At 73.2% G+C, this 26,237-nt stretch carries 15 protein-coding genes; all 15 read right to left on the bottom strand.

From position 1 onward, the window contains the following. Nucleotides 1-12: 12 nt before the first annotated feature. Nucleotides 13-1,224 carry a cytochrome P450 gene (locus BJ969_RS01660; RefSeq protein ID WP_184476642.1) on the bottom strand — a complete coding sequence of 404 codons (1,212 nt, stop codon included), beginning with the start codon at nt 1,222-1,224 and terminating at the stop codon, nt 13-15. Nucleotides 1,225-1,504: 280 nt separating this feature from the next. Then, the gene (locus BJ969_RS01655) at nt 1,505-2,323 is read right to left on the bottom strand and encodes an ABC transporter permease (protein ID WP_184486128.1); all 819 of its coding nucleotides are present in this window, start codon (nt 2,321-2,323) and stop codon (nt 1,505-1,507) included. Further along, on the bottom strand, nt 2,320-14,142 hold the full coding sequence (locus BJ969_RS01650; RefSeq protein WP_184476640.1) for an amino acid adenylation domain-containing protein: 11,823 nt from the start codon (nt 14,140-14,142) through the stop codon (nt 2,320-2,322). The genes BJ969_RS01655 and BJ969_RS01650 overlap by 4 nt, the downstream gene beginning before the upstream one ends. Nucleotides 14,143-14,161: 19 nt before the next feature. Further along, a complete protein-coding gene (gene sbnA, locus BJ969_RS01645) occupies nt 14,162-15,151 on the bottom strand; it encodes a 2,3-diaminopropionate biosynthesis protein SbnA (protein ID WP_184476638.1) in 990 nt (329 codons plus the stop codon). 31 nt (nt 15,152-15,182) lie between these two features. After that, nucleotides 15,183-16,214, bottom strand: a complete 1,032-nt coding sequence (gene sbnB / locus BJ969_RS01640) for a 2,3-diaminopropionate biosynthesis protein SbnB (RefSeq protein WP_184476636.1) — start codon at nt 16,212-16,214, stop codon at nt 15,183-15,185. A gap of 236 nt (nt 16,215-16,450) precedes the next feature. Then, nucleotides 16,451-17,614, bottom strand: a complete 1,164-nt coding sequence (locus BJ969_RS01635) for an acyl-CoA dehydrogenase family protein (protein ID WP_184476634.1) — start codon at nt 17,612-17,614, stop codon at nt 16,451-16,453. Then, nucleotides 17,611-18,204, bottom strand: a complete 594-nt coding sequence (locus BJ969_RS01630) for a DUF2786 domain-containing protein (protein ID WP_184476632.1) — start codon at nt 18,202-18,204, stop codon at nt 17,611-17,613. Before BJ969_RS01630 ends, BJ969_RS01635 begins: the two co-directional genes overlap by 4 nt. Beyond that, nucleotides 18,201-19,043 carry a hypothetical protein gene (locus BJ969_RS01625; RefSeq protein ID WP_184476630.1) on the bottom strand — a complete coding sequence of 281 codons (843 nt, stop codon included), beginning with the start codon at nt 19,041-19,043 and terminating at the stop codon, nt 18,201-18,203. Before BJ969_RS01625 ends, BJ969_RS01630 begins: the two co-directional genes overlap by 4 nt. A 2-nt stretch (nt 19,044-19,045) precedes the next feature. Continuing rightward, complete coding sequence (locus tag BJ969_RS01620) at nt 19,046-19,318, bottom strand: acyl carrier protein (protein WP_184476628.1); 273 nt, start codon at nt 19,316-19,318, stop codon at nt 19,046-19,048. Between the two features lie 32 nt (nt 19,319-19,350). Further along, nucleotides 19,351-20,634 carry a type III PLP-dependent enzyme gene (locus BJ969_RS01615; protein WP_184476626.1) on the bottom strand — a complete coding sequence of 428 codons (1,284 nt, stop codon included), beginning with the start codon at nt 20,632-20,634 and terminating at the stop codon, nt 19,351-19,353. Further along, nucleotides 20,631-22,013 (bottom strand): preATP grasp domain-containing protein, encoded by a 1,383-nt coding sequence (locus BJ969_RS01610; protein ID WP_246456654.1) that lies wholly within the window; start codon nt 22,011-22,013, stop codon nt 20,631-20,633. Before BJ969_RS01610 ends, BJ969_RS01615 begins: the two co-directional genes overlap by 4 nt. A gap of 273 nt (nt 22,014-22,286) precedes the next feature. Next, entirely contained in the window at nt 22,287-23,216 is a 930-nt protein-coding gene (locus tag BJ969_RS01605) for a 3-oxoacyl-[acyl-carrier-protein] synthase III C-terminal domain-containing protein (RefSeq protein ID WP_184476625.1), read from the bottom strand. A gap of 182 nt (nt 23,217-23,398) precedes the next feature. Further along, entirely contained in the window at nt 23,399-24,352 is a 954-nt protein-coding gene (locus BJ969_RS01600) for a LysR family transcriptional regulator (protein ID WP_184476623.1), read from the bottom strand. Between the two features lie 284 nt (nt 24,353-24,636). Beyond that, a complete protein-coding gene (locus tag BJ969_RS01595; RefSeq protein ID WP_184476621.1) occupies nt 24,637-25,335 on the bottom strand; it encodes a DsbA family protein in 699 nt (232 codons plus the stop codon). After that, a complete protein-coding gene (gene fabG / locus BJ969_RS01590; protein WP_184476619.1) occupies nt 25,332-26,078 on the bottom strand; it encodes a 3-oxoacyl-ACP reductase FabG in 747 nt (248 codons plus the stop codon). Before fabG ends, BJ969_RS01595 begins: the two co-directional genes overlap by 4 nt. Between the last annotated feature and the right edge of the window lie 159 nt (nt 26,079-26,237).

Below are 26,237 nucleotides of genomic sequence, written 5' to 3'. Positions count from 1 at the left end.
CGCGGGTGGCCGTCAGGCCGTGAACTCGACCGGGAGGCTGCTGAAGCCGTGGACGAAGTTGGAGTAGAGGCGCTTCGGTTCCCCGGCCACCTGAACGTCGGCGACGCGGTCGCGAAGGCCTTCCAGCATCGCGCCGACGTGCGCGCGCCCCAGGAACGCTCCGATGCAGAAGTGCGGGCCGAAGCCGAACGCGAGGTGCTTGTTGGACTCCCGCGCCAGGTCGAAGCGCTCCGGCTCGGTGTAGACGGCCTCGTCGAAGTTCGCCGAGGAGTTCCACAGCGTCACGACGTCGCCCGCCTCGACGATCTGGTCGCCGACGGGCACGTCCTGCAGCGCGCGGCGGCCGAAGTGCATCGCCGGGGTGGTCCAGCGCAGCACCTCCTCGGTCGCGCTCTCCACGTCGGCCTCCCCCGCCTTGAGCGCGCGCCACTGCTCGGGGAACTCCGAGAACGCCTTCACCGCGCCGATCGAGGACATCCGGCTGGACTCGTCGCCGCCGAGGATGAGGCTGTAGCAGTTGAAGACGATCTCGTCCTCGCTCAGCGGTTCTCCGTCGACGAGACCGGTGGCCAGCGCGCTGATCACGTCCTCGCCGGGCTTGCGGCGCCTGCGGCGCGCCAGGTCGGAGAAGTACATCAGGATCTCGTTGCGGGCCATCAGCTCGTCCTCGGCGGCCTCGTCCGAGCTGTGCCTGCTCAAGGTGAGGGTGTTCCACCGCACCAGCGGCGGCCGGTCGGCTTGCGGGATGTCCATCAGGTCGCCGATGGTGCCGATCGGCACGTGGTCGGCGACGTCGGTGGCGAAGTCGAAGCTGCCCAGCTCCAGCGCCTGGTCCAGCAGCGCGCGGGTGCGTTCGTGGATGCCGCCGACAACGTGCTTGAGCACCCGGGGCGAGAAGGACTCCAGCACCAGCTTGCGGATCGCCTTGTGCCGCGGGCCGTCGGTGACCGCCATCATCTTGCCCGCGGCGGAATCGTGGCCCTGCAGCAGCGTGGCCAGCACGTTGCCGCGCTCGGAGGTGAACCGCTTGTTGTCCCGGTAGACCGACATCAGGTCGGCGTGCCGGGTGACCGCCCAGAACCCGGGCGCCCCGCCGATCGCGCGGTGCCGGTGCACCGGCCGCTCGGCGCGGAACCGCCGCCACATGTCGATCGGATCCAGGTCCAGGAACGTCTGCGGATCGGTCAGGTCGATCTCGGTCAGATCCGCGGGAATCGGATTCATCGGCGCACTGCCCGTCCTTCAACTCGTCGAGTCATGTCCACTCTTCCCATTCCGGTCGACAGCGGGTTCTCGGCGCCCGCGATCTCGCCCTCGTCCTGTCAGCGGCGAAGCCGCTGAGCAGCGACCACCAGAGCAAGAAGACCACCCGCGGGTTCTCAGCCGCCTTCTCGCGAGGACAGCTTTTTCCCTCGTGGCGGAGCCACTAGGGAAAAAGATCCCGCAGCGAGAAGGCGGCTGAGGTTCCGCCACCCGACCACCCGTGCAACCGGACCACAGCTCATCAAGAACGGCCGCGATAGCGGCGCAGGCTGATCCAGGTGGTCGCTGCGAACAGGGCTGCCAGGGTCACCAGCACCACGATTCCCGGGTGTTCGGAGGGAAATCCGGTGCCGGTGGTGACCGGATTGCCCCACAGCTGCCTGCACGCGGTGGCGACGGCGCTGATCGGGTTCCACGCGGCCACCGGCACCAGCCAGCCCGGCAGGTTCTGCTCGGACAGGAAGGCGTTGGACAGGAACGGGAACACCACGGCGATCAGCGGTGCGAGCGAGTCGATGGACTCCAGGCTGTGCAGCACCATGCCCAGCAGCACGCCGACCCAGAGCATCACGTAGAGGAACGCCGCCAGCAGCCCGAATCCGGCGAGCACCTGCAGCGGTCCGGCGTGCGGGCGCCAGCCCAGCAGCAGGCCCACCGCGGTGACGACCACCAGACCGACCAGCCCCACCAGGAAGTCCGCGCAGGTGTGTCCGAACAGGACGGACGCGCGGGAGATCGGCAGCGAGCGGAACCGGTCGATCAGCCCGCCCTGCCGGTCCGAGGCGACCGCGATCGCGGTCGGCCCCACCCCCGCCAGACCGACCTGCAGCGCGGCTCCCGCGAACAGGTATTCCTGGTAGTCGCCGCCGCCCGGGATGGTGATCGAGCTCTGGAACAGGTAGCCCAGCACCAGGATCGACACCAGCGGGTTCAGCGTGATCCCGATGAACCGGCCGGGGGCTCGGCGCAGGTGGCGCAGCCTCCGGCCGGCCACCGCGGCCACTTCGGTGAGCACGGCACCGGGTCCGCCCGGCACCGCGATGCCGGCTGTTGCGCTCACGATCGTTCCCCTCCCGACTGCGACCGGTCCACCCGGTCGAGCTCGGCGGCCACCACGACACCGATCCGGGCCAGCGGTTCCGCGTCCATCATGTCGTCGTGCCCGCAGTCGATCCGGTGCGCGCGCACGGCACCGTCCACGTGCGGCGCCCATCGCAGGGCCTTCGCCTCGATCTCCTGCTCGGAGAGCCCGCCGGTGGCGGTGAACAGCAGCATCGAGCCGCGCAGCACTCCGGGCCGGTGGCGCACCGACATCCGCGAGTGGGCGCGCATCACCCGCAGCATCGCCAGCACCCGGTCGCGGCCCATCTCGGCGAGCGGGTTGCCGTCCTGCTCCAGGGTGTCGGCGATGCGGTCGTCGGTGAGCCGGTCGCCGGTGAGCTCGGCCCGCTCGTGCCCGATCAGCTCCCAGACCCAGCCGAGCATCGCCTGCTCGTCGTCGTCGCCCTCGTCGGGTTCCGGCGGGTAGGCGTCGAGGTCGGCGACCACGCCGACTTCGGCGCCGTCGGCCTGCAGCCGCACCGCGATCTCGTGCGCGAGCACGCCGCCGAAGGACCAGCCGAGCAGGTGGTACGGGCCGTCCGGGTGGATGTCCCGGATCCGGCGGGCGTAGTCGGCGGCCAGTTCGGGCAGCGTCTCCGGGATCTCGGCGAGCTCGGTGATCCCCGGCGCTTGCAGGCCGTAGATCGGGCGGTCGCCCAGGTGCGCGGTCAGGCCCACGTACGGGAGGCTGAATCCGACCCCGCTGTGCAGGCAGAACACCGGCGTGAGCGGGCGGTCCGGGCGCATCGCGAGCACGGTGCCGAACGGGTCGGTGCCTTCGGTGTCGCGGACCTCGTCGAAGACCCGGCCCATCGCCTCGACCGCGTCCTCGCCCGCTTCCTGCTCGCGCTGCCGCGCGATGAGGGCGAGCGCGGCGACGTTCTGGTGCACGAACAGGTCGGCCACCACCAGCGGGATTCCGGCCGCGCGGGCGCGGCTGACCACCTGGATCGAGGTGATGCTGTCGCCGCCGACGGCGAAGAAGTTCTCCTCCGCGCCGACTCCGGGCAGCCCGAGCACGTCGGCGAGGATGCCGCACAGCGCTTCCTCCACCGGGCCGCTCGGTTCTCTGCCGCGGGCCTCGCCGGTGATCTCGGGGGCGGGCAGCGCGGCGCGGTCGACCTTGCCGTGCGCGGTGGTCGGCATCGCCGCGAGCACCGCCCACGCCGACGGCACCATGTACTCGGGGAGCACGCGGGCGAGCCGGTCGCGGACCTGCTCGACCTCGACGCCGTCCGCGTCGGCGGCGACCAGGTAGCCGACGAGCCGCTTGTGCCCGCCGGGGTCGACGACCACGTCCACCACGGCGTCGCCGACCCGGTCCAGGTCGCGCAGGGCGACCTCGATCTCGCCGAGCTCGATGCGGTGGCCGCGGATCTTCACCTGGAAGTCCCGCCGTTCCAGGAACTCCAGCTGCCCGTCGGGCCGCTGCAGCACCCGGTCGCCGGTGCGGTACATCCGCGATCCGTCGGCCGCGAACGGGTCGGGCAGGAAGGTCTGCGCGGTCTTGGCCGGGTCGTCCAGGTAGCCGCGGCCGACTCCGGTGCCGCCGACGTAGAGCTCCCCGACGATCCCGGCGGGCACCGGCCGCAGGTGGTCGTCGAGCACGTGCAGCCGGGTGTTGCGCACCGGCCGGCCGATCGGGGCGCGGCTGCCGCCGATCACGTCGGAGGCGGTGAGCACCGCGTGCGTGACGTCGTCGGAGCACTCGGTGGGCCCGTAGGCGTTGAGCAGCGGGATCTCCGGGAAGCGGGCGAACCAGCGGGCGCACAGGTCCGGTGGCAGCGCTTCGCCGGTGACGACGAGCCAGCGCAGCCCCGCCAGGTCCGGTGCCGTCCCGGTGTCCCAGGAGTCGAGGGCGGCCCGCAGCAGCGTGGGCACCACCTCCAGCACGCTCACGCCGTCGGAGCCGATCAGCGCGAACAGCGCGTCCGGGTTCGCGGCGACCTCGCGGGGGACGACCCTGATCCGGGCGCCGGTGAGCAGGCCCGCGAGCATCTGCCACACCGCGATGTCGAAGGTCACCGGCGCGTTGTGCACCAGCACGTCGCCCTCCACCAGCGCCAGGTCCTCCACCTTCGCCAGCAGGTGGTTGACCATGCCGCGCCGGTGCACCATCGCACCCTTCGGACGACCCGTCGAACCCGATGTGAAGATCACGTAGCCGAGGTCCGGATCGGAGCCCAGCGGTGGGGCGAGCTCCGCGTCCTCCACGCCGTCGAGCACCACCACCTCGACCGCAGTGCCGGAGTCCGCGACGACCTCCCCGGCTAGCTCCGCGTGCGCCGCGTCCGCCACCACGTGCCGGGCGCCGCTGTCGGTGAGCAGCGCGGCGAGGCGCGGACGCGGGGCGTGCACGTCGAGCGGGACGAACGCGCCACCGGCGCCGAGCACGCCCAGCACGCTGGTGACGAAACCGGCTCCGGGCGCGGCCAGCACGCCGACCGGGCCCGCGCCCGGCAATCGCCGGGACAGCGCGCTCGCCCGCGCGACCAGCGCCGCGTAGCTCACCTCGCCGGTGTCGTCGGCGACGGCGATCGCGTCCGGGGTGCGGGCGGCGCGCTCGCGCACCCGCTCCACCACGCCGTCCGCGGCGTCGGCGACGACCGCTCCGGTGCCGGTGCCGCGCAGCTCCGCTTCCTCGCCGGGCAGCAGCACGTCCAGCTCGCTGAGCCGCCGGTACGGGTCTTCGGCGATCGCGGCGAGCACCCGCAGGAACCGCTGCGCCAGCGCGGCCACCGTCTCCCGGCGGAACAGGTCGGTGCTGTACTCCAGCGCGCCCCGCACCCGGTCCGGCGCGCCGCCCGCGTGCAGCTCGTCGAGCTGCACCGTGAGGTCGAACTTGGCGCGCGGCGAGACCACCGGCTGCACCCGCGCGTCCAGGCCCGGCAGCGCGGCCGGCTCGTCCTGGTCGTTCTGCAGCACCAGCATCACCTGGAACAGCGGGTGCCGGGACAACGAGCGGCGCGGGTTCAACGCCTCCACGACCTGCTCGAACGGCACCTCCTGGTGGGCGTAGGCACCGAGGTCGGCCTCCCGCACCCGGTGCAGCAGCTCGCCGAACTCCGGGTCCCCGGAGGTGTCGGTGCGCAGCACGATGGTGTTGACGAAGAAGCCCACCAGGTCGTCGGTGGCCTCGTCGGTGCGGCCCGCGATCGGGCTGCCCACCGGGATGTCCGTCCCGGCGCCGAGCTTGGTCAGCAGCACCGCCAGCGCGGCCTGGAACACCATGAACGCGGTGACCCCGGTTTCCCGCGCGACCGCCAGCAGCCCCCCGTACAGCTCGGGTTCCACGACGAACTCGACCTCGTCGCCGTGGTTGCCGCCGACGGCGGGACGCGGGAAGTCGGTGGGCAGCGCCAGTTCCTCGGGCAGCCCGGCGAGCGCACGGGTCCAGTGCTCCAGCTGCCGTGCGAGCGCGCTGTCCGGGTCGTCCGGGGCGCCCAGCACGTCGCGCTGCCAGACCGCGTAGTCGGTGTACTGCACCGGGAGCGGTGTCCAGCGCGGCGCCTTCCCCGCGCAGCGCGCCCGGTAGGCCGACGTGAGGTCGCGGGTCAGCGGCGCGATGGACCAGCCGTCGAACGCGGTGTGGTGCAGCACCAGCAGCAGCACGTGCTCGCGGGCGTCGAGCCGGAACACCTGGGCGCGCAGCGGCGCTTCGGCGCTCAGGTCGAAGCCGCGGTCGGCCTCCGCGGTCAGCCGCGCACCCAGCTCGGCCTCGTCGAGGTCGCGCACCGGCAGGTCCGGTCGTGCGACGGCCGCGGGCAGCACCCGCTGGTGCGGCAGGCCGTCGTCGTCCGGGATGACGGTGCGCAGGCTCTCGTGCCGGTCGACGAGGTCGCCGAGCGCCGCGCGCATCGCCGCCACGTCGAGCTCCCCGGTCAGCCGCAGCGCGAGCGGCACGGTGTAGGTGCCGGTGCTCGCCGCTTCCAGCCGGTTGAGGAACCAGAGCCTGCGCTGCGCGTAGGACAGCGGGAGCCGGCCCGAGCGGTCGGCCGGTTCCAGCGACCGCCGCGCGCGCTCGGCCCCGCCGACCCGCTCGGCGAGCGCGGCGACGGTGCGCGCCTCGAACAGGTCCTTGATCGGCAGCTCCACGTTCAGCGCCGAGCGCGCCCGGCCCACCACGCGGGTCGCCAGCAGCGAATGCCCGCCTGCGGCGAAGAAGTCGTCGTCGATGCTCACCTGCGGGACGCCGAGCACGTCGGCGAAGACGTGGCAGAGGATCTCCTCCACCGGGGTGCGCGGTGCGCGGCCCGCCTGCGGCGCGGACTCGGGTTCCGGCAGCGCGGCCCGGTCGACCTTGCCCTGCGAGGTCAGCGGGAAGGAGCCGAGCGCCACCAGCGCGGCCGGGACCATGTAGTCCGGCAGCGAGTCGGCGAGGTGCTCGCGCAGGCCGCGCGGGAGCACGCCGTCGCCGCCGGCGGTGACGGCGTAGCCGATGAGCCGCTTGTCGCCCGAGTCGTCCTCGCGGACCACGACCACGGCCTGCTCCACCTCGGGGTGCGCCCCGAGCACCGATTCGACTTCGCCGAGTTCGATGCGGAATCCGCGCAGCTGCACCTGGTCGTCGGAGCGGCCCGCGTAGTCCAGCTGCCCGTCCGGGCGCCATCGCCCGAGGTCGCCGGTGCGGTACATCCGTTCGCCACCGTCCCGGAACGGGTCGGCCACGAACCGCTCGGCGGTGAGGCCCGGCCGGTCCAGGTAGCCGCGGGCGAGCCCGCCGCTGAGGTAGATCTCGCCGACGGCGCCGACCGGAACGGGCCGCAGCGCCGCGTCGAGCACGTGCACCTGGTGCGCGGTGGTGGGTTCGCCGATCGGCGGGCGCTGGTCGCCTGAGAGCGGTCCGCTGATCGTGGCGCCGACCACGGCCTCGGTGGGCCCGTAGCCGTTGAACAGCCGGACCCGGTCGGCCCAGCGGGCCACCACTTCGGCGGAGCAGGCCTCGCCCGCGACCACCACGGTGAGCCCGGCGGGCAGTGCGCTGCCCGCGGGCAGCGAGGCGGCGACCACCGGCGGGATGCCGAGGTGCGTGATGCCCGCGGCGGAGATCAGGTCCACCAGCGGCTCGCCCGGCATCCGGGTCTCGTCGTCGGTGAGCACCAGGGTGCCGCCGCGCAGCAGCGCGAGGCCGATCTCCCACACGGAGGCGTCGAAGCTGAACGAGGCGAACAGCAGCATCCGGCTGTCGCGGTCCAGGCCGAACCGCTCGCCGTGGCTGGCGATCATCGCGCACAGCGACCCGTGCGGGACCACGACGCCCTTGGGGCGGCCGGTGGAGCCGGAGGTGTAGATGACGTAGGCCGGGTGCTCGGGCAGCAGCGGGCGCGCCCGCTCCGCGTCGGTCACCGGGGCGTCGTCGAACGCGGCGAGCTCGTCCCGCACGCCGTCCAGCGCCACCACCGGAACGTCCACATCGGACAGCCCGGCGAGGGTGCCGCCGGTGCCCAGCACGAGCGCGGGGCGGGCGTCGGCGAGCATGTGCTCGATGCGCTCGGCGGGCAGCTTCGGGTCCACCGGCAGGTAGGCCGCGCCGCTGGCCAGCACGCCGGCCACCGCCTCCACCATCAGGTGCGAGCGCGGCAGCACCAGCGCGACCAGGCCTTCCGGCTCGGCGCCGCGCGCGATGAGCCAGCGGGCCAGCCGGTTCGCGCGCCCGGCCAGCTCGCCGTAGCTGCGGGAGTCCGCGCCGAACACCACGGCCTCGTGCTCCGGGCGCGCGCGGGCCTGCTCGGCCAGCAGGTCCGGGGCGACCGCGCGCGGAGCCTCGGTGATGGTGCCACCGAAGCGCTCGACCTCCAGCCGCTGCTGCGGGGTGAGCGACTCCAGCGCTCCCACCCGCACGTCGGGCTCGGCGAGCACGGCGCGCAGCAGCCGCACGAAGCGGTCCACGATCCCGGCGGCGGTGGCGGCGTCCAGCAGCGCGGGCTGGAACTGCGCCTCCAGCCGCATCGGTTCGCCGGGGTAGACGCCCAGCGCGAGCGGGTATTCGGCGACGACCCTGGCGACGCCGCCGAGGGCCCGCACGCCGGGGACGATGCCGCTGAGCTCGCGGGCGTCGGACATCGGGTAGTTGTGGAAGCTCAGCACCGTGTCGAACAGGGCGGCGCTCGTGCCCGCGGTCCGCTGCACCTCGGGCAGGCCCAGGTGCCGGTGCGGGTCCAGCGCGAACTGCTGCTCCTGGAGCTCGGCGAGCAGCGCGGCGACCGGGCGGCCCGGCGTGGCGTCGACCCGGACGGGCAGCGTGGTCAGGAACGAGCCCAGCACCGCCTCCACGCCGGGCAGCTCCGCCGGGCGGCCGGAGTGCACCGCGCCGAACACGACGTCGCGGCGGCCGGTGAGCTGACCCAGCAGGATCGCCCACACGCCCTGGACCACGGTGTTCGGCGTGAGCCGGTGGGCGCGGGCGAACTCGTCGAGCCGCCCGGTGAGCCCGTCCGGCAGGTCCACCACCAGCGCCTCGGGCAGTTCCGGGGCGTGCCCGGCCGCGCCGGGGGCCAGCAGCGTCGGCTCGTCCGCGGTGCCCAGCGCCGCGCGCCACGCCTCCCGGGCGGCCTCGACGTCCTGGCGGGCCAGCCATTCCAGGTAGCCGGAGTAGCGCGCCACCTCGGGCAGCGCGCCCGCGTCCCCGCCGTTGGCGGTGAGCTCGAACAGCTCCCGGCCGAAGATCGGGTTGGACCAGCCGTCCAGCACCACGTGGTGCACCGTCCACATGAGACGGAAGCGGTCGGGCTCGGTGCGCACCACACCTAGGCGCACCAGCGGCGGCCGGGCGAGGTCGAAGCGGCGGGCCCACTCCTGCTCGGTGAGCCGTTCCAGTTCAGCGGCGCGCTCGTCCGCGGGCAGGTGCGACAGGTCGGTCTCCTGCCAGGGCAGCTCGACCTCCGGCAGCACCACCTGCACCGGCTCGCCGGAGCGGAGGTGGCGGAAACCGGAGCGCAGCGCGGGATGCCTGCGCAGCAGGGCCTGCCCGGCGGCGCGGACGGCGTCGGTGTCCAGCGGACCTTCCAGGTCCACGGTCACCTGGAGCGTGTAGACGTCCAGGCCGTCCTGGTCCCGCTCGGCCTGCAGCAGCAGCCCCTTCTGCAGCGGGGTCGGCGGCAGCAGGTCCTCGATCGGGCCGAGCTCGCGCTCCAAACCGGTGATCTCCTGCTGCGGCAACGAGAGCAGCGGGAAGTCCGAGGGCGTGCGACCGCCGGCACCGGGGGTGGCGGCGTGGCGGGCCAGCGCCTCCAGCGCCCGCAACCAGCCCTCGATGAGCTCGCGAGCGTCCTGTTCGGACAGCAGCTCGCCCGCCCAGGTGCAGTCCACCACCAGGTGCGGCCCGTCGGCGCGGTCCTCCGTGAGCGAGGCGAACTCCACCGCGTAGCGCAGCGGCATGTCCGGGTGCTCGCCCACGCCGACGGCCTCCCCGCCGCCGGTGAACGACCACTCCGCCTCCTCGTCCACGCCGAAGCGGCCGAGGTAGTTGAAGCCGATCTCGGGCCGCCCGGCGGCGGCGAGCGCGGCGCGGGTCTGCGGGTTGACGTAGCGCAGCAGGCCGTAGCCCAGCCCGTCGTCCGGCAGCGCGCGCAGTTGCTCCTTCACCGGCTTGAACGCCTCGGCGATCGCCGGTCCACCGGCGAAGACCTCCGCCGCGTCGAGCTCGCCGGGGTCCAGCCGCACCGGGAACGCGGAGGCGAACCAGCCCACCGTCCGGCTCGGGTCCAGGTCCTCGGACAGACCGGTGCGGCCGTGGCCCTCCAGCTCGATCCGGGAGGCGGTGCCCGCGAGCCCGCGCCGGTGGCGCCGGTCGGCCAGCGCGATCGCGAGCCCGGTCAGCAGCACCGGGTTGATCTCGGCGTGGAACGCGGCGGGCACCTCGGTGAGCAGCGCGCCGGTGGTCTCCGCCGACAGCTCCACCCGCAGCGAGCGGGCGGTGCCGCGCACGTCGCGGGCCGGGTCCAGCGGGCGTTCCCCCAGCGGACCGCAGTCGCGCAGCTGCTCGGTCCACACCGGCAGCTCCCGCATCCGCGCCGTGGAACGGGCCTGCTCCCCGAGGACCTGCGCCCAGCGGCGCAGCGAGGTGCCCACCGCGCCCAGCTCCACGGGAACGCCGGAGTCCACCGCCCGCCAGGCGGCGGCCAGGTCCGGCACCAGCACTCGCCAGGACACCCCGTCCACGGCGAGGTGGTGCACCACCAGCACCAGCCGGTCGCGGCGGCCCGCACCGGTGCGCACCAGGACCCCGCGCAGCACCTTCCCGTCCTGCGGGGCGAGCTCGGCGCGGGCCTCGCGGACCAGCCGGGCGCACTCCGCGTCCGCGTCCCCGGCGGCGTCGGCGGTGCGCAGCAGCTCGGCCGCGTCGACCGAGCCGGCGGGCGCGGTCTCCAGCGCCCAGAAGCCCTCGGCGGGCACGTGCAGCACCAGGCGCAGCGCGTCGTGGTGGTCGAGCACGGCCTGCAGCGCGGGGACCAGCGAGTCGGCGGTCACCCCGTCCGGCAGCGCGAGCACCACGTGCTGGCTGAACTCGCGGACCTGCTCGGTGCGGGTGCCCGCGTCCTCGCGCAGCTGCTCGGCGATCGGGGTCAGCTCGACCGCGCCGACGCCGTCGGCCGCGCTCGGCAGCGCGCGGGCGCCGATCGGCTGCACGACCTTCGCCAGCTCGGCGACCGTCTTGCAGCGGAAGATCTCGCGCGGGGTGAGCGCCAGCCCGGCGCCGCGGGCGCGGCTGACCACCTGGATGGAGCTGATGCTGTCGCCGCCGATGGCGAAGAAGTTGTCGTCCACGTCCACCGAGGGCAGGCCCAGCACCTCGGCGAGCACGGTGCACAGCACCTCCTCCTGCGGCGTCCGCGAGCGGGTGGCCGAGGCGGCGGTGAGTTCCGGCTTGGGCAGCGCTGTGCGATCCACTTTTCCATTCCCCGTCAACGGCAACCGGTCCAAGGTCATCGCCACCGCCGGGACCATGTACGACGGCAGCGCGGCGCCGAGATCCGCGCGCACCCGCGCGGTGTCCAGCGGCGTTCCCGGCTCGGTCGGCACCAGGTGGGCGACGAGCCGCTTGTGCCCGGCCTGGTCCGGCACCACCGCGACGGCGGCGTCGGCCACGCCTTCGACCTGGCGCAGGGCGACTTCGATCTCGCCGAGCTCGATGCGGTGGCCGCGGATCTTCACCTGGAAGTCGCGGCGCTCCAGGAACTCCAGCTGCCCGTCGGGGCGCAGCACCACGCGGTCCCCGGTGCGGTACATCCGGGAGCCGTCGGCGGCGAACGGGTCCGGCAGGAACGCGAGCGCCGTCTTCGCCGGATCACCGAGGTAACCGCGGCCGACGCCGGTGCCACCGACGTAGAGCTCCCCCGGCACGCCCTCCGGCACCGGGCGCAGCTGGTCGCCGAGCACGTAGAGGCTGGTGCGGCGCACCGGACGCCCGATCGGCACCCGCACGCCGAACTCCTGCTCCCCGGCGGCGAACCTGCCGTGGGTGACGTCGTCGGAGCACTCGGTGGGCCCGTAGGCGTTCACCAGCGGGATGCCCGGGAACCGGGCGAACCAGCGGGTGCACAGGTCCGGCGGCAGCGGTTCGCCGGTGACGACCAGCAGGCGCAGCGCGCTCAGCGCGGGCACCGCGAGCCCGGCGTCCCAGCCGTCCAGCGCGGCCCGCAGCAGCGAGGGCACCACCTCCAGCACCGTCACGGATTCCGCTGCGGTCAGCGGGAACAGCGAGTCCGGGTCGGCGGCCACGTCCCGCCGCACCACCCGGACCCGAGCGCCGGTGAGCAGGCCCGCGAGCATCTGCCACACCGCGATGTCGAAGGTCACCGGCGCGTTGTGCACCAGCACATCGCCCTCGACCAAGGACAGGTCCTCCACCTTCGCCAGCAGGTGGTTGGTCATGCCGCGGCGGTGCACCATCGCGCCCTTCGGGCGACCGGTGGAGCCCGACGTGAAGATCACGTACCCGAGGTCGTCGTCCGCGCCCGCCACGGGCAGCAGCTCCGCGTCGGCGGCGCCGTCCAGCACCAGCACGTCCGCCGAGCCGGCCACCTCGGCGGCGAGCTCGCGGTGCGCGGCATCGGTGATCAGGCAGGCGCAGCCCGCGTCCGCGATCAGCCCCGCGGTGCGCCCCGCGGGCGCGTGCACGTCCAGCGGCAGGAACGCCGCGCCCGAACCGAGCACGCCCAGCACCGCCGTGACGAACCCGGTGCCCGGCGCGGCCAGCACCCCGACCACGCCCGACGGCACCCGGCGGGAGACTGCGCTCGCCCGAGCCACCAGCTCCGCGTAGCTCACCTCGCCCGCGTCGTCGGCGACCGCGACCGCGTCCGGGGTGCGCGCGGCGCGCTCGCGCACCCGGACGACGACGTCCACCGGGTCCACCGGTCCGTCCGGCCCGGTGCCGGCGCGCAGCAGCCGCTGCCGCTCGTGCTCGCCGACCAGCTCCAGCTGCGCGAGCCTGCCACCCGGGTCCAGCTCGGCGAACCGGCGCAGGAACGCGCAGAACCGGGCCGAGTGCTCCCGGGTCTCCTGCTCGGAGTACCGGGCGCGGTTCGCGCTCAGGTGCACCTCCACCCCGCCGTCGGGGGCGTCGACGACGGTGACCTCCACGTCGTCGACGAGCCCGGTGGACAGGTTGTGCACGACGACCTCGCAGTCGCCGAGGCTCGGCCGGGTCTCCTGCGGCAGCACGTTCACGAACGGGCCGAACGGCCGGTTGTCGTCGCTGGCCAGTCCCATGCCCTGCCGGATCCGGCTGACCCGGTGCCGCTGGTGCTTGATCGCCCCGGCGAGCTCACCGGAGAGCTGCTTGAGCAGTTCCGCGCGGGACATCTCGGGGTGCACCCGCAGCCGCAGCGGCACGTAGTTGTTCACCATGCCGGGGATCGCGCGCATCCGGCGGTTCACCCGCGCGGTCACCGGCATCGACAGCAGCACGTCCGGGCCGCCGGTCATCCGCTGGGTGTAGAGGCCGAAAGCGGCCAGCAGCACGGTCGGCACGGTCACCTTCGCCTCGCGCGCGGCGGCCCGCACCCGTTCCAGCACGCGGTGGCCCACCACCTCGGTGGCGCGGTGGAAGCGCTGCGCGGGCGCGGCGTCCGTGCGGGAGAGCGTGACCAGGTCGAGAGTCCGCGGGAAGCGCTTCGCCCAGAACTCGCGGTCCCGGCCGGCCTGCCCGGACACCGCGTAGGAGGCCTCGGCGTCGATCAGCTCGCGCAGCGGCGGCAGCGCACCGTCCACAGCGGACTCACCGGTGCGCAGCGCGTCGTAGAGCTCGCCCAGCCTGCGCCAGAACACCACCTGGCTGAACCCGTCGCACAGCAGGTGGTGGATGCACATCGAGAAGAACACCCGGTCCGGCCCGACCCGCACCAGGGCCAGCCGGAACAGCGGGAACTCGGTGAGCGCGAAGGGACGGCCCAGCTCCGCGGTGATCCAGTCCCGCGCGGCGGCGGCCGGGTCGGTCTCGCCGCTGAAGTCGCGCAGCTGCAGCGGCGGCTCGGGCAGCGGTTCCACGCACTGCCGGGGTTCGCCGTCGACCTCGGTGAAGCGGCAGCGCATGCACTCGGCTTCGGCCACCAGCCCGGCGACCGCGCGGGTGAACAGCTCCACGTCCAACGGCCCGGAGATGTCCAGGTACCCGGCGGTGTTGTAAGCGGCGCTCCCGCCGGAGTTGCACGCGGCGCTCCCGCCGGAGTCGCTCCCGCCGGAGTCCCCCGCGGCGCTCGCCGCCGCCACCTCGTCGAACCAGATGTCGCGCTGTCCCGCCGAAAGCGGCAGGCTCGGTGTCTCGACCGCCGTCATCGCACTCTCCTCGAAGACCTCACGCCCCGGTCACCCCTCCGCCGAGATCGGCCGAGGCGATCGCGTCCGCGCCGTAGATGTCGCTGACCCACTGCTCGTTGTGCACCGTGTCCAGGTACCGCTCCCCCAGGTCCGGGGCGAGCGCCACGGCGGTCGTCTCCGGCCCGGCGCCGTTGCGCTCCAGCCAGCGGGCCGCGCCGCACACCACGGTTCCGGTGGAGCCGCCGAACACGAATCCGTCGGCCACCAGCCGCCGCGCCGTGCGCACCGTGTCCACCTCCGCCACGTGCACCACGTCGTCCACGAAGGACTCGTCGAGCAGCTGCGGGCGGACCCCGGTGCCCAGCCCGGGGATCATGCGCGGCGCGGGCGGGGTGCCGAAGGTGACCGAACCTTCCGAGTCGATCGCCACCACCCGCACCGCGGGCCGCACCTCGCGCAGGTAGCGCGCGCAGCCCATCAACGTCCCGGTGGTGCCGGCGCCGACGAACAGCACGTCCAGGTCGGGGAAGTCGCGCAGCACCTCGGGACCGGTCGCGCGGTAGTGCGCGAGCCAGTTCGCCGGGTTCGCGTACTGGTTGAGCCAGACGCTGCCCTCGTTCTCCGCGCAGATCCGCTTCACCCGGCGCAGCCGCGCGCCGAGCAGACCGCCCTCCGCGTCCGGTTCGCCGATCACCTGCACCTCGGCGCCCAGCGACTGCATCAGCTGCCGGGCGCCCAGGTTGCAGCGCGCGTCGGTGACGCAGACGAACCGGTAGCCGCGGCTGGCGGCGACCACGCTCAGCGCGACGCCGAGGTTCCCGGACGAGCTCTCGACCAGCATCGTCCCGGGGGTCAGCTGCCCCGCTCGTTCGGCCGCGGCGATCATCTCGGCGGCCGCCTTCAGCTTGATGGAACCGGCGAAGTTGAACCCCTCGCACTTGAGGAACAACCGGTGGCCGGTCGCCCGCAGCAGGTCCACGTAGAGGTCGTCCACGTTGAACTCGTGCGGTCTCGTGATGACAGGCACGCGACGTCTCCCGCCCACGCCGAGCCGAGGCTCAGCGCTTCCCGTAGCGATCCAGCTCGTAGAAGAAGTCCTCGACCACCCGCAACTCGCCGCCGCGGGCCAGCTCGTCGTGGACGTACTTGCCCACCGCGAGGTCCAGCACGCCCAGTCCGAACGGCGAGAACACCACCGGCCGCTCGGCGTCCAGCCGGACGCGGCCGTCCATCACCTCGGCGAGGGTGCCGTCGAGGAAGTCGCGCCCGCCGGTGCGCTGCTCGGCCAGGTGCACCGAGGTGTTCGCCTTGAGGCAGTGCTCCACGTCGTCCACCACGTTCTGCGCGGCCAGCACCACTTCCGGCGACAGGTCGCGCAGCGACACGTGCAGCACCAGCGGCGCGTGCTCGAACCAGGCGGGCTCGGACACGTGCGGGGTCCCGGCGACGGTGGCGAACACGACGAGGTCGCTGGCGCGCACCAGGTCCTCGCAGCCGCCGTGCACCTTGACCCGGCCCGCGGAACCGGTGGTCTCCAGGTAGGACCGGAACCCCTCGGCGTGCTCGGCGTCGAGGTCGTGCACCCCGACCTCGTCGAAGTCCCATCCCGAGCCGAGCAGGTAGGTGTGGATGTAGCGGGCGATCAGGCCGGTGCCCACGAACCCGACCCGGCGCGGCCTGCGGCCCTCCGCGCTGAGCCGGTCGGCGGCCAGCGCCGCCGAGGCCGCGGTGCGCACGGCGCTGATGATGGAGCTCTCCAGGCACGCCAGCGGATATCCGGTGGCCGGATCGTTGAGCACCAGCACCGCCGAGGCGCGCGGCAGCCCGGAGTCGATGTTGCGCGGGAAGCTGGAGATCCACTTGATGCCGTCCACCGCGACGGCTCCGCCGACCGAGGCCGGCAGCGCGATGATCCGCGACTCCGGCCGGTCCGGGAAGCGCAGGAAGTAGGACGGCGGGTTCACCGTGTCCCCGGCGCCGTGCAGCCGGTAGGTGTCGGCGACCAGGTCCACCAGCTCGCGCTCCCGGCCGCTGAGCACCTCGTGCACCTGCGCGCCGGGCACCACCGCGAACGTCGGTCTCTCGGGCATGGGGTCTCCGTTGCTGCTCGGGCGGCCCGGCTGGGCCGGCGTGGCTGCGGGCGGCCTCGCGGCGCGCTCCGCCGGTGCCGGGGATCTCCCGCTGCGACGCGGAATTCCGGTCTCGCGACCGCCGTCCCGCACCGGCTCTCCCGATGCTGCTCCTGCCCGCTGACACCAGGCTGACTTCGAGCTGACGAGCCCCCGCGGTTCCAGGGCCGCCGCACGGGAAAGCACGGCCGCGCCCGCTACGCGGAACGCCGGGTGCCGTCGACCTTCCCCGAGACGAGTCCTTGGGCGAGGTTGAGCTGCTGCACCTGGGTGGTGCCCTCGATGAACTCCAGGGACTTCGCGTCCCGCACCAGCTTGTCCAGCAGCGGGTGCTCCAGCCGGGCCGCGGGGCCGAAGAACTCGCAGGCCAGCAGCGCGGCCTCCTCGGCGAGGTTCCCGGCGCGCAGCTTCGCGGCCGAGGCGAGGTGCCCGTCGGAGGTGCGCGCGTCCACCGCCTCGGCCGCCCGCTCGGTCAGCGCGCGGGCGCCGTCGATGCGCCTGCCCAGCGCGTCGATCCGGCGCCGCTCGTCCTTGGACGGCGCGCGGCGGTGCGCCAGCACGTACTCGTGGGCGGCGCGCGCCATGCCCACGCCGATCGCCGCGACGCCGGGGCGCAGCAGGTTGAAGGTCTGCACGAACGCCCACATGCCGCGCCGGGTCGGCGACAGGTGCCGCCCGAGCACGTTCTCCGCAGGCACCCGCACCTCGTCGAGCTCGATGGCGCTGATCCGCGCCCCGCGCAACCCGATGCTGGGCAGCGGTTCGGCGGTGAAGCCCTCGGCCGGGGTCTCCAGCAGCACCGGCACGATGCCCAGCGGGCCGGGCCCGGTGCGGGCGAAGACCACGCCGAGCTGCGCGCGGCACGCGTTGCCGACGTAGCGCTTCGCCCCGGTGAGCAGGTATCCGCCGTCGTCGGCGGGCCGCAGCGAGGTGGTGAGCCCGGCGGCGTCGGAGCCGCGGTCCGGTTCGGTGAGCGCGAAGAACGTCCACAGCGGACGTTGCAGCATCCGGCCGTAGAACAGCTCGCGCTGCCGCTCGTCGGCGACCAGGCCGACCAGCACCCCGGCCAGCAGCGGACCCGGCGCGGCCACCAGCATGCCGGCGTCGGCGGCGGCCAGCTCCTCCATGATCACGACGCGTTCGCGGGCCCGCGCGCCGTGGCAGGGCCTGCCCGCGATCGGCTCCGGATCGTGGCCGTACTCCGCCGGAACGCCCATCGCGGCCAGGTAGCGCACGGCGGGCAGGTCGAAGTGCGCCCGGATCGCCTCCGGATCGCGGTCCAGCTCCAGCGCGTGCGGGCGCAGGTCCGCGCCCAGCTCCCGGAAGCGCTGCCGCAGCTCCCGGTACCAGCGGTCGGTCATGACTCCTCCGGGTGCGCGTAAGCGGCGGCGAGCAGCGCGGAGACGTCCGCGACGTGCCCCGGCCCGCCGAGCAGGTAGCCGCTCGCGCCGAGCAGCCGCGCCAAGCCGCGGTCGGCGGCGCTGAGCCGGTCGTGCGCGTGGGCGAGGTCGGCGGCGGTGCGCGGTTCGGGCCGGTCCAGCACGGCCCGCACCTCCAGCTGCCCGGTGAGCGCGTCGGCGAGCTGCGCCCGCACCAGTTGCCGGTGCAGCAGCGCGGAACCCCCGGAGACGCGCTCGCCGAGGTGGCCGACGGCGGTCTCGCGCAGCGCTTCGGAGCACCCGAGCCGCAGCCACACCACGGCCTCGCCCCAGTCCTCCGGTTCGGCGCCGGGTTCCCCGCGCAGCACCACGACCTCGCCGCCGGGCAACCGCTCGGTGCGCTCCGCGCCGCCGTCGGCGAGTTCCGCGGGCGCCACCGCGAACCCGGTGGGCCCGTGGTGCGGCGCTCGCGGGCTCAGCGCCGCGTGCAGCCCGGCCAGAGCCGGGACCAGGCCCTCCTGCCGCGCGCGCCCGCGCAGCAGCGGGCCGAGCTCCCGGATCCGGCCCGTCATCGCGGCCCCGCGAGCACGCAGACCCCCAGGTCGCGGGTGGTCTCGTCGTAGTCCACCAGCGCCAGCGGGCCGGTTCCGTCGGCCAGCTCCGCCCACACGCCGGTGCACGGCAGGCCCGGTGCCACCGGGCGCACCTCGCGGCCGGGCAGGTCGCGCTCCGGGTCCAGCGCGGGACCGGCCACGACCACCGGCCGCTGCGGGCCGCACAGCTCGGTGAGCAGGGATTCGGCGACGGCGGGCACGTCGGCGCGCGCCACGCCGGGCTGCTCCCGCACCGCGAGCGGCGGCCGTCCCCGGTCGCGTTCCAGCAGCAGCACCACCGCGGCGTCGCCGCGGGCGGCCGCCGCCGGGGTGCACTCCGGTTCGTAGGGCAGCGCGGCCTGGTCGGCCAGCACCACCAGCGCGCGCTCGTAGCCGTGCCGCTGCGCGTAGCAGGACGCCAGCCGCAGCGCGGCGAACGGGGCGCACACCCCGTTGTCGGTGAGCGTGAACGTCAGCCCGTCCGGCACCAGCACCTCGGACAGGTAGGTCGGCGCCGCGAGCCGGCAGTCCAGGTCCGGCGTCGCGTGCGCGACGACGCCCAGCTGCACCGGCTCGGCCACCAGGTCGTGCTCGGTGATCAGCGCGGCGGCCATCGCCGCGAACGGGTTGCCGCGGTCGGCCAGGTCCGGCCGGTGCGCCACCCCGTAGGCGGCGGTGAGGTCCTGGAAGTGGCGCAGCGAGAACTCGTCATCGATCCGGTGCTCCCCGGCCGGGAAGCGGCGGTGCACGATGCTGCGCAGCCCCAGCACCGGGGAGCTGGTCCCGTGCGGCGCGGGCGCCGCCGAAGTCCGGTACACGGTCAGCTCCCCGACTCGCCCAGGACGAAATCGGTCAGCGTGCCCACCGTCTCGAAGTGGCCCATCTCCAGGCTGTCGGTGTCGAACTCGATGTCCAGCGCCTCCTCCAGCCGCATCATCAGTTCGAAGACGCCGGTGGAGTCCAGGCCCAGTTCCTCGAAGATCTTCGACTGCTCGGTGAGCTCGGGCAGCTCGTAGTCCAGCACCGCCTTGAGCTCGGTGATCACGCTCGTCACCGTCGTCGCGCGGTCGGGGGTGGTGGTGTTCTGCGGCATGGGATCGCCCTCTCCAGGTGGGTTGTCGTCGGTCAGGAGCGCACCGGCTCGGCGGGCGCGTCCTCCGGTTCCTGCGCCCGCAGCAGGTCCGCGGGCTCGTCGCGGCGGCGCACCAGCCGCGCACGACCGTCGTGGACGAGCACTTCGGCCGGGTGGCCGTGGCTGAGGAACAGCACCGGGGAGGCGCTGGGCCCGTAGGCGCCGGAGCGCAGCACCCCGATCAGGTCGCCCGCCCGCAGCGGCGGCAGCTCGACCTTCTTGCCGATCACGTCGTTCGGGGTGCACAGCGGTCCGGTGATGTTCCAGGTCTCGCTCGCGGGCTCGTCCCAGCGGTCCAGCACCCGGATCGGGAAGTTCCGCTTCACGAAGGACCCGATGCCCACCGCGGCCATGTGGTGGTTGGTGCCGCCGTCGGCGACGGCGAATCGCTCCCCGTGCGAGGTCTTCACGTACTGCACGCGGGTGACGTAGGTACCGGCGTTCGCGGTGAGGAACCGGCCCAGCTCCATCACCAGCCTGGTCCCGGGGTGCCGCGCGGCGAAGTCGTCGATGAGCGGGTTCACCAGCCCGGTGAGCACGTCCACGTCCAGGTCGGACTCGTTGTCGAAGTAGGCAACGCCGAGTCCGCCGCCGACGTCCACCAGTTCGGGTGCGAACCCCAGGTGCGCGGTGAGCCGGTCGGCGAGCTCCAGGATCTGCCGGGTGTTCTCCGCGACGCTGTCCTCGGACAGGATCCGGGTGCCCATGTAGACCTGGACCCCCATCAGCCGCACGTGCGGGTGGCGGGCGGCCAGTTCCGGGTCGGCGAGCAGCTGGTCCTCGTCGAAGCCGAACTGGCGGGGTTTGCCGCCCATCGTCAGGCCGGAGCCCTTCACCGAGAAGTTCGGGTTCACCCGCAGCACGACCCGCGCGGCCCGGCCGCGCCGCGCGGCGAGCTCGTCGATGACCGCGAGTTCCGGGAAGGACTCGCAGATGATCGCGCAGATGTCCTCGTCCAGGCAGGCTTCGATCTCCGCGCGGCTCTTGCCCGGCCCGAGGAACAGGATGTCGCGGGGGCCGACCCCGGCTCGGCGGGCGGTGAGCAGCTCCGCCATCGAGGAGACCTCGGCGCGCGCCCCGTTCTCGTGCAGCAACCGGCAGATCGCGACGTTCGGGTTCGCCTTGAGCGAGAAGAACACTTCCAGCGCCGGGTGCAGCCGCTCGCGCAGCGCGGTCAGGCCGCCCGCCAGCTCGTCGCCGTCGTAGAGGTACATCGGCGTGCCGAATTCGGCCGCCAGTTCGGTGATCCCGTTGCCCTGCACGGTGAACTCGCTCATGCGGTCGCCTCCATCCCCGCCAGGCGGGCGCTGATCTCGGCGTCGAGCGCGCCGAGCCGGTCGGTCGAGTCCGCCACCAGGAAGCCGTAGAGCCTGCCGTCGAAGGGCTCACCGGATCCGGCGGCGGCGTTGGCGGTGGCGAAGTTGTCCACCACCAGCCCGGTGCCGTCCTTCCAGAGCAGGTCGTCGAGCGCGGCCCGGGCCTCGGCGAACGGCAGCGGCCGGGTGAGCCGCAGCGCGTGGTGCCGGGCGAGCGCGACCTGGCCGGCGCCGGTGAACCGCTCCTGCAGCGGCAGCTGGTAGGTGGACATGTTGTTCCGGGCGTTGATCTCCAGCAGCGGGAACAGCTCGCCGTTCGGCTCGACCAGCGCGTCCACTCCGACCACCCCGTAGTAGCCGTCGGCGGCGAGCCGGGAGCCGATCAGCGCGGCGGACTTCTCCACGACCGCGAGCTGGTCGGCGTCCAGCGCGGCCGGGAATCGGTGTCCTTTGTGGACTCCACCGTCGGTGAGCGCTTCCTTGACGAAGTCGAACCGCACCGTTGCGTCGCGGTGCACGGTGAACTGGTAGTTCAGGTCGGCGCGCTTGGCGACCCACTGCTCGATCACGAAGGCCATCCGGCCCCCGGAGTTCCCGGCCTTCTCAGCGAGCATCCGGTGCAGCCGGTCCAGGCGGCGGACCGAGTCCACCACCGCGATCCCCTTGCCGGAGACGCCGAAGGCTTCCTTCACCACGACCTTGGTGCCCGCTTCGACCAGTTCACGGGCCGCGGCGACGGCAGCGTCCAGTTCGGCGACGGTCTCGCAGGTCCAGCCGCGCGGCTGGCGCAGGCCGAGCTCGTCGGCGGCGATCCGGCTGTAGACCTTGCTGTTCACCGCTTTGCACAACGCCGCTCCCGGGGCCGCCAGCGGCAGCCCGGTCACGTCGCAGAGCCGTTCTTCCAGTTCGGAGACGCCGTGCGGGGCGAGCCGCGCGCCTGCAGCCGCGAGCTCGCGCAGCACGTCCAGCAGCGCCGGGTCGTCGAGCACGTCCTCGGTGACGATCCGCTGCGCGTCCTGCCGCGCGACCGCGTGCACCGTCGGCACCGGCAATCCCAGCTCGCGCAGGTGGTCCAGGTGGTCCGGGTCCGGCGGCGCTTTGACCAGCACGTGGTCCGCGGCGCTCGCCGGCAGCAGCGCGAACTCGTCCATGCGGTTGACCACCGCGGTCCCGCCGGGCGCCGATAACCGGGGCAGCCCGAGCTCACCGAGAGCCCACCGCTGCTCGACCTCGAAGTTCCCCAGGAACACCAGCGGCGTCCCCGAATCCCCGGTCAGAGCAGTCTTGAGCCGCCGGTTGAAGTCCAGCCCCATCGCGCCCCCGCTCACTAGATCTCGCATGGCGTCCCTCGTATCCGTCCCTCATCAACGCGAACCCACCCGGACCCGCCCCGTGAACCCACCGCCCCGACCGACCAACACCCGCAACCCTCGTCCTGTCAGCGGCGAAGCCGCTGAGCAGCGACCCAGCACGCAGCCGGACCACCCGCGGGTTCTCAGTCGTCTTCTCGCGAGGACAGCTTTTTCCCTCGTGGCGGAGCCACTAGGGAAAAAGATCCCGCAGCGAGAAGACGACTGAGGTTCCGCCACAGGCCCACAAAGCAAATGGACCACTCAATGCTGAAAAACCATTGCTGCGAACGTCTGCCCTAGGCCTACTGAGGTCATCAGGTAGCGGTCGCCGGGTCGCAGCACGCCGCCGTCCACCACGGACCGGTAGTTGATGAAGGGGTCGGCGCAGAAGCAGTGCCCGGTGCGCGGCAGGTTGTCCATGAACAACTTCCGCTTCGGGATGCCGAGGTTGTCGGCCGCCACCGTCCACGACACCCGGTTCACGTTGTGCGGCAGCAGCAGGTCGATGTCGTCGAGTTCGAGGCCTGCTTCGGTGACGGCCGCGAGCACGACTTCGGCGAGCACGTCCTGGTAGATCTTGCGGGCGTCCGCGGCGACTTCGGCGTTCATGTCGATGACGCCGTCGGCGCGGCCGTAGATCCGGCTGGCGTAGCCGAGCATCCGGTCCCGTTCGCCGCCCGCGCGGACCAGCACCGCCGCCGTGCCCTCGCCCATGATCGACACGTCGGTGACCCACTGGGTGAACGGGGTGAAGGTCTTCTCGCCGGTGAGGATGAGCGCCATCGCTTCCGGGTCGCCGTCGGCGGACAGCAGCGTGTCGCAGACGTCGATGGCGAGCAGCCCGGTGGCGCAGCCGTGGTCGGCCACTCCGAATCCGCGGGCGTGACCCAGCCCCAGTTCGTCGCGCACCCGTTGCAGCGGGCTGTGCGGGTAGGGCGCGGTGGTGCGCAGTCCTTTGCCGCGCACCACGTAGCGGACGCGGTGCTCGTTGCCGCGCAACGAGTCCAGCCCGCGGGCGGCGGCGAGCAGCAGTTCGGTCTCGGACTCCTCGGGTGCCTTGCAGATCTGGTCCAGGCCGTAGAGCCGGGTGAACCGGCGCAGCTGGAGATCGTTGAGCCCCAGGGGTTCCTGCAGCGCGGCGACCGGTTCGGTCGACGGCAGGTGCCGGGCAACTTCGACCAGCGACGTCATCGCCGCACCGCCGCCGGAGCGCACTTGCTGGAGTTCATGGGTTCCTCCTCGTCGAGCGCCGCGCGAACACGAGCGGGCGGATCGACGTCCAGCGTCCAAGCCGTCGCTGACGGGAAGCTGACGTGGCGCTGACGGAGGTGCGCGCGCAGACCGGCGCCGTTCGTTCGACGCGGGAGGGGTGCTCAGCCGGTGGAGGCGACGGCGTCCAAGTGGTCTTCGAGCTCGCGGACTTCGCCGCGGTGGCAGCGGAGCCAGGTCCAGTAGGCGGGCACGCGGCGGGCGAGCACGCAGTAGTTCTCCCGCACCGCGTCGGCGATGCCGCGCAACCGGTCCGGGGACACCGCTCCGCGCCGGGAGACCAGCAGCACCTTGCGCCAGACGGCGTCCTCCGGCGGCACCAGCGCGACCCCGGACGTCAGCGGGCCGGTGGGGCTCACCAGCGCGGCCGCACCGGCGCCGGTCACCCACGACATCACTTCCGCTTGGCCGGCGGCGTGGTGCACCACTTCGGGCGCCACCAGTTCCAGCTTGCCGAAGAACTTCTGCTCCATGACGTGGAACCAGTGCCCGTGCCGGTGGCGCACCCAGGTCAGCGAGTGGAGCCGCGCCCGGTCCGCCAGTTCGGCCTCGGCCAGCGGGTGCCCGGCGGGCACCGCCAGCCACATCGGTTCCCGGAAGATCACTTCGGAGACCAGGTCGGCGGTGGCGCCGCGCACCGGGTCCTCGGCTTCCTCGCAGGGCACCACGCACGCGGTGTGCGCGTCGTCGCTGACGGCTTGGACGCACAGCGCCGCTTCCAGGGTGACGGTCTGCAGTTCGACGTCCGGCAGCCGCTCGGCCAGTTCGGAGCGCAGTCCGACGGGTGTCCATTCCGCGGTGGCCACCCGGATCACGCCGGCGGACACCGAACTGGACTCGGAGGCGATCTGGTCGGCCCGCGCGGCCAGCTCCACCATGAGCGGGATGATCCGCTCCCCCAGCACCGTGGGGCTGATGCCGGAGTTGGAGCGCACGAACAGCGGCCCGCCCAGCGCCGATTCGATGCGTCGCAGCTGCATGGTCAGGCTCGGCTGCGGGAGCGTGAGCCGCTGCGCGGCCCGCGAGATGCTGCCCTCGTTCGCTAGTGCCGCGACCACGCGTGCATGGCGTACCTCGATCTGCATCTTCGGACGACCTCGCATTTTCCGAGCCTCAACGGCGGAGGTCTGCGAGTTCCGGTGGTGTGCCCGCCGACGACGCCCGTGACCTGTCCGTCACGAGCGCAGGGACGTTCGGAACGCCCGCCGGAAGGGCGGCACGCTCCGCAGGAACACCATGAACCCCCAGAACATGTTGCTCGGGGAAGATCATACCTCGCGGAACGGCCGATCCAGCGCCGAAGTATTCCCATGAGATCCGGAAAACCTCTAGAAAGGTCTCGTCAGCCGCAGCCCCCCGCATGTCCGCCGTCGACCGAGCCCCAGCCGGATTCCGGCCCGACGCCGGGAATCGCGGCGGTCCCGGCACCGTCGGGCAGTGCCGCGAGGAACGGCTCCAGCCGGTCCAAGCCCCAGAACTTCTCGCGCCCGGCGATGAAGAACGGCACCCCGAACACGCCTTCGCGGCAGACCCGCAGCAAGCTGCCGACGCCTTCCGCGCGCAGCTCCTCGTCGTCGACGGCCCCGGCGACCCGCGCGGGGTCCAGGCCGAGCTCGGCACCGATCTCGGCGATCACAGCCGGATCACTGACGTCGCGCCCCTCTTCCCAGCGCGCCCGGTACACCAGGGAGATGTAGTCGTGCCCGCGCCCGGCGCGCAGCGCCAGGAAGTACGGCAGGTGCGCCACCTCCCACACCGGGTCCCGGTCCACCGGCCAGGACACCCGCAGCCCCCGCGCCTTCGCCAGCCGCGCCACGTCCTGCAGCACGTAGAGGTGCTTGGCCCGGGACATCGCCGCGTACGGGAAGCGGCCGCCGCGTTGGGCCAGCAGCTCGGTGGAGCGCTCGTCGGGCTCCCAGAACGGGATCCAGTCCAGCCGGTCCACCAGGCCCGGGTGCCGCTCCCGGATCTCCCGGTAGGCCAGCCAGGAGTACGGGCTGCGCAGCGAGAAGTAGAACCGGGGCCCGCGCGCGGTGCTCACAGGACCAGCCCGCCGTCGAGCTGCAGCACCTGGCAGGTCAGGTACGACGCGCGGTCCGAGACCAGGAACTCCACCAGGTCCGCGACCTCCTCGGGGCGCCCCAGCCTCCCCAGCGGAACCGCCGCGGTCGACGCCGCGAGCGCCTGCTCGGAGAGCCCGGAGAGCATGTCGGTCTCGATGAACCCGGGCGCCACCGCGTTCACCCGGATCCCGTACCGGCCGACCTCCTTCGCCAGCGCCTTGGTGAGCCCGATGATCCCGGCCTTGGACGCCGAGTAGTTCGCCTGCGTCGCATTGCCGTGCACCCCGGCGACCGAGGACAACGTCACCACGGAACCGCGCTTGCGCTTGATCATCGGGAAGAGCACCGACTTGCACAGGTTGTAGGTGCCGTCCAGGTTCACCCGCAGCACCCGGGACCAGTCCTCGTCCTTGAGCAGCGCCATCGGGTTGTCCTTGACGATCCCGGCGCAGGCAACCGCGGACTCCACGGGGCCGAGCTCCTTCTCGGTGTCCTTGACGAACCGGTCCACTTCGGCGCGCTCCGCCACGTCGACCTGCCGGACCAGCACCGCGGCACCGGACTCCGCGGCCAACTCCGCCACTTCCGCCGCGGCGTCCGCATCGGATTGGTAGCACAGCGCCACGTCGTGACCGGCGGCGGCGAGCCGGGTCACCACGTGCCGCCCGATCCCCCGCGAGCCACCGGTCACCAACGCCACGGGCCTTGTACTTTCGGACATCGGATTCCTTTTCCTCCCTGGACTTGATCTGCGTAGTGGGGCAGGTAGCGGAACCTCAGGCGTCTTCTCGCTGCGGGATCTTTCTCCCGAGTGGCTCCGCCACTTGGGAAAAAAGCCGTCCTCGCGAGAAGACACCTGAGAACCCGCCGGTGGTCACCT

This window comes from Saccharopolyspora gloriosae, from assembly GCF_014203325.1.
Lineage (GTDB): Bacteria > Actinomycetota > Actinomycetes > Mycobacteriales > Pseudonocardiaceae > Saccharopolyspora_C > Saccharopolyspora_C gloriosae.
The sequence above is the reverse complement of the archived record's forward strand: the minus strand, read 5'-3'. Positions and strand labels throughout refer to the sequence as shown.

Bases quoted from the DNA above. Each gene is read 5' to 3' on its own strand.
- BJ969_RS01660 (WP_184476642.1), bottom strand. From the start codon at position 1,224: ATGAATCCGATTCCCGCGGATCTGACCGAGATCGACCTGACCGATCCG.
- BJ969_RS01650 (WP_184476640.1), bottom strand. From the start codon at position 14,142: ATGACGGCGGTCGAGACACCGAGCCTGCCGCTTTCGGCGGGACAGCGC.
- sbnB (WP_184476636.1), bottom strand. From the start codon at position 16,214: ATGCCCGAGAGACCGACGTTCGCGGTGGTGCCCGGCGCGCAGGTGCAC.
- BJ969_RS01635 (WP_184476634.1), bottom strand. From the start codon at position 17,614: ATGACCGACCGCTGGTACCGGGAGCTGCGGCAGCGCTTCCGGGAGCTG.
- BJ969_RS01630 (WP_184476632.1), bottom strand. From the start codon at position 18,204: ATGACGGGCCGGATCCGGGAGCTCGGCCCGCTGCTGCGCGGGCGCGCG.
- BJ969_RS01620 (WP_184476628.1), bottom strand. From the start codon at position 19,318: ATGCCGCAGAACACCACCACCCCCGACCGCGCGACGACGGTGACGAGC.
- BJ969_RS01615 (WP_184476626.1), bottom strand. From the start codon at position 20,634: ATGAGCGAGTTCACCGTGCAGGGCAACGGGATCACCGAACTGGCGGCC.
- BJ969_RS01610 (WP_246456654.1), bottom strand. From the start codon at position 22,013: ATGCGAGATCTAGTGAGCGGGGGCGCGATGGGGCTGGACTTCAACCGG.
- BJ969_RS01605 (WP_184476625.1), bottom strand. From the start codon at position 23,216: ATGACGTCGCTGGTCGAAGTTGCCCGGCACCTGCCGTCGACCGAACCG.
- fabG (WP_184476619.1), bottom strand. From the start codon at position 26,078: ATGTCCGAAAGTACAAGGCCCGTGGCGTTGGTGACCGGTGGCTCGCGG.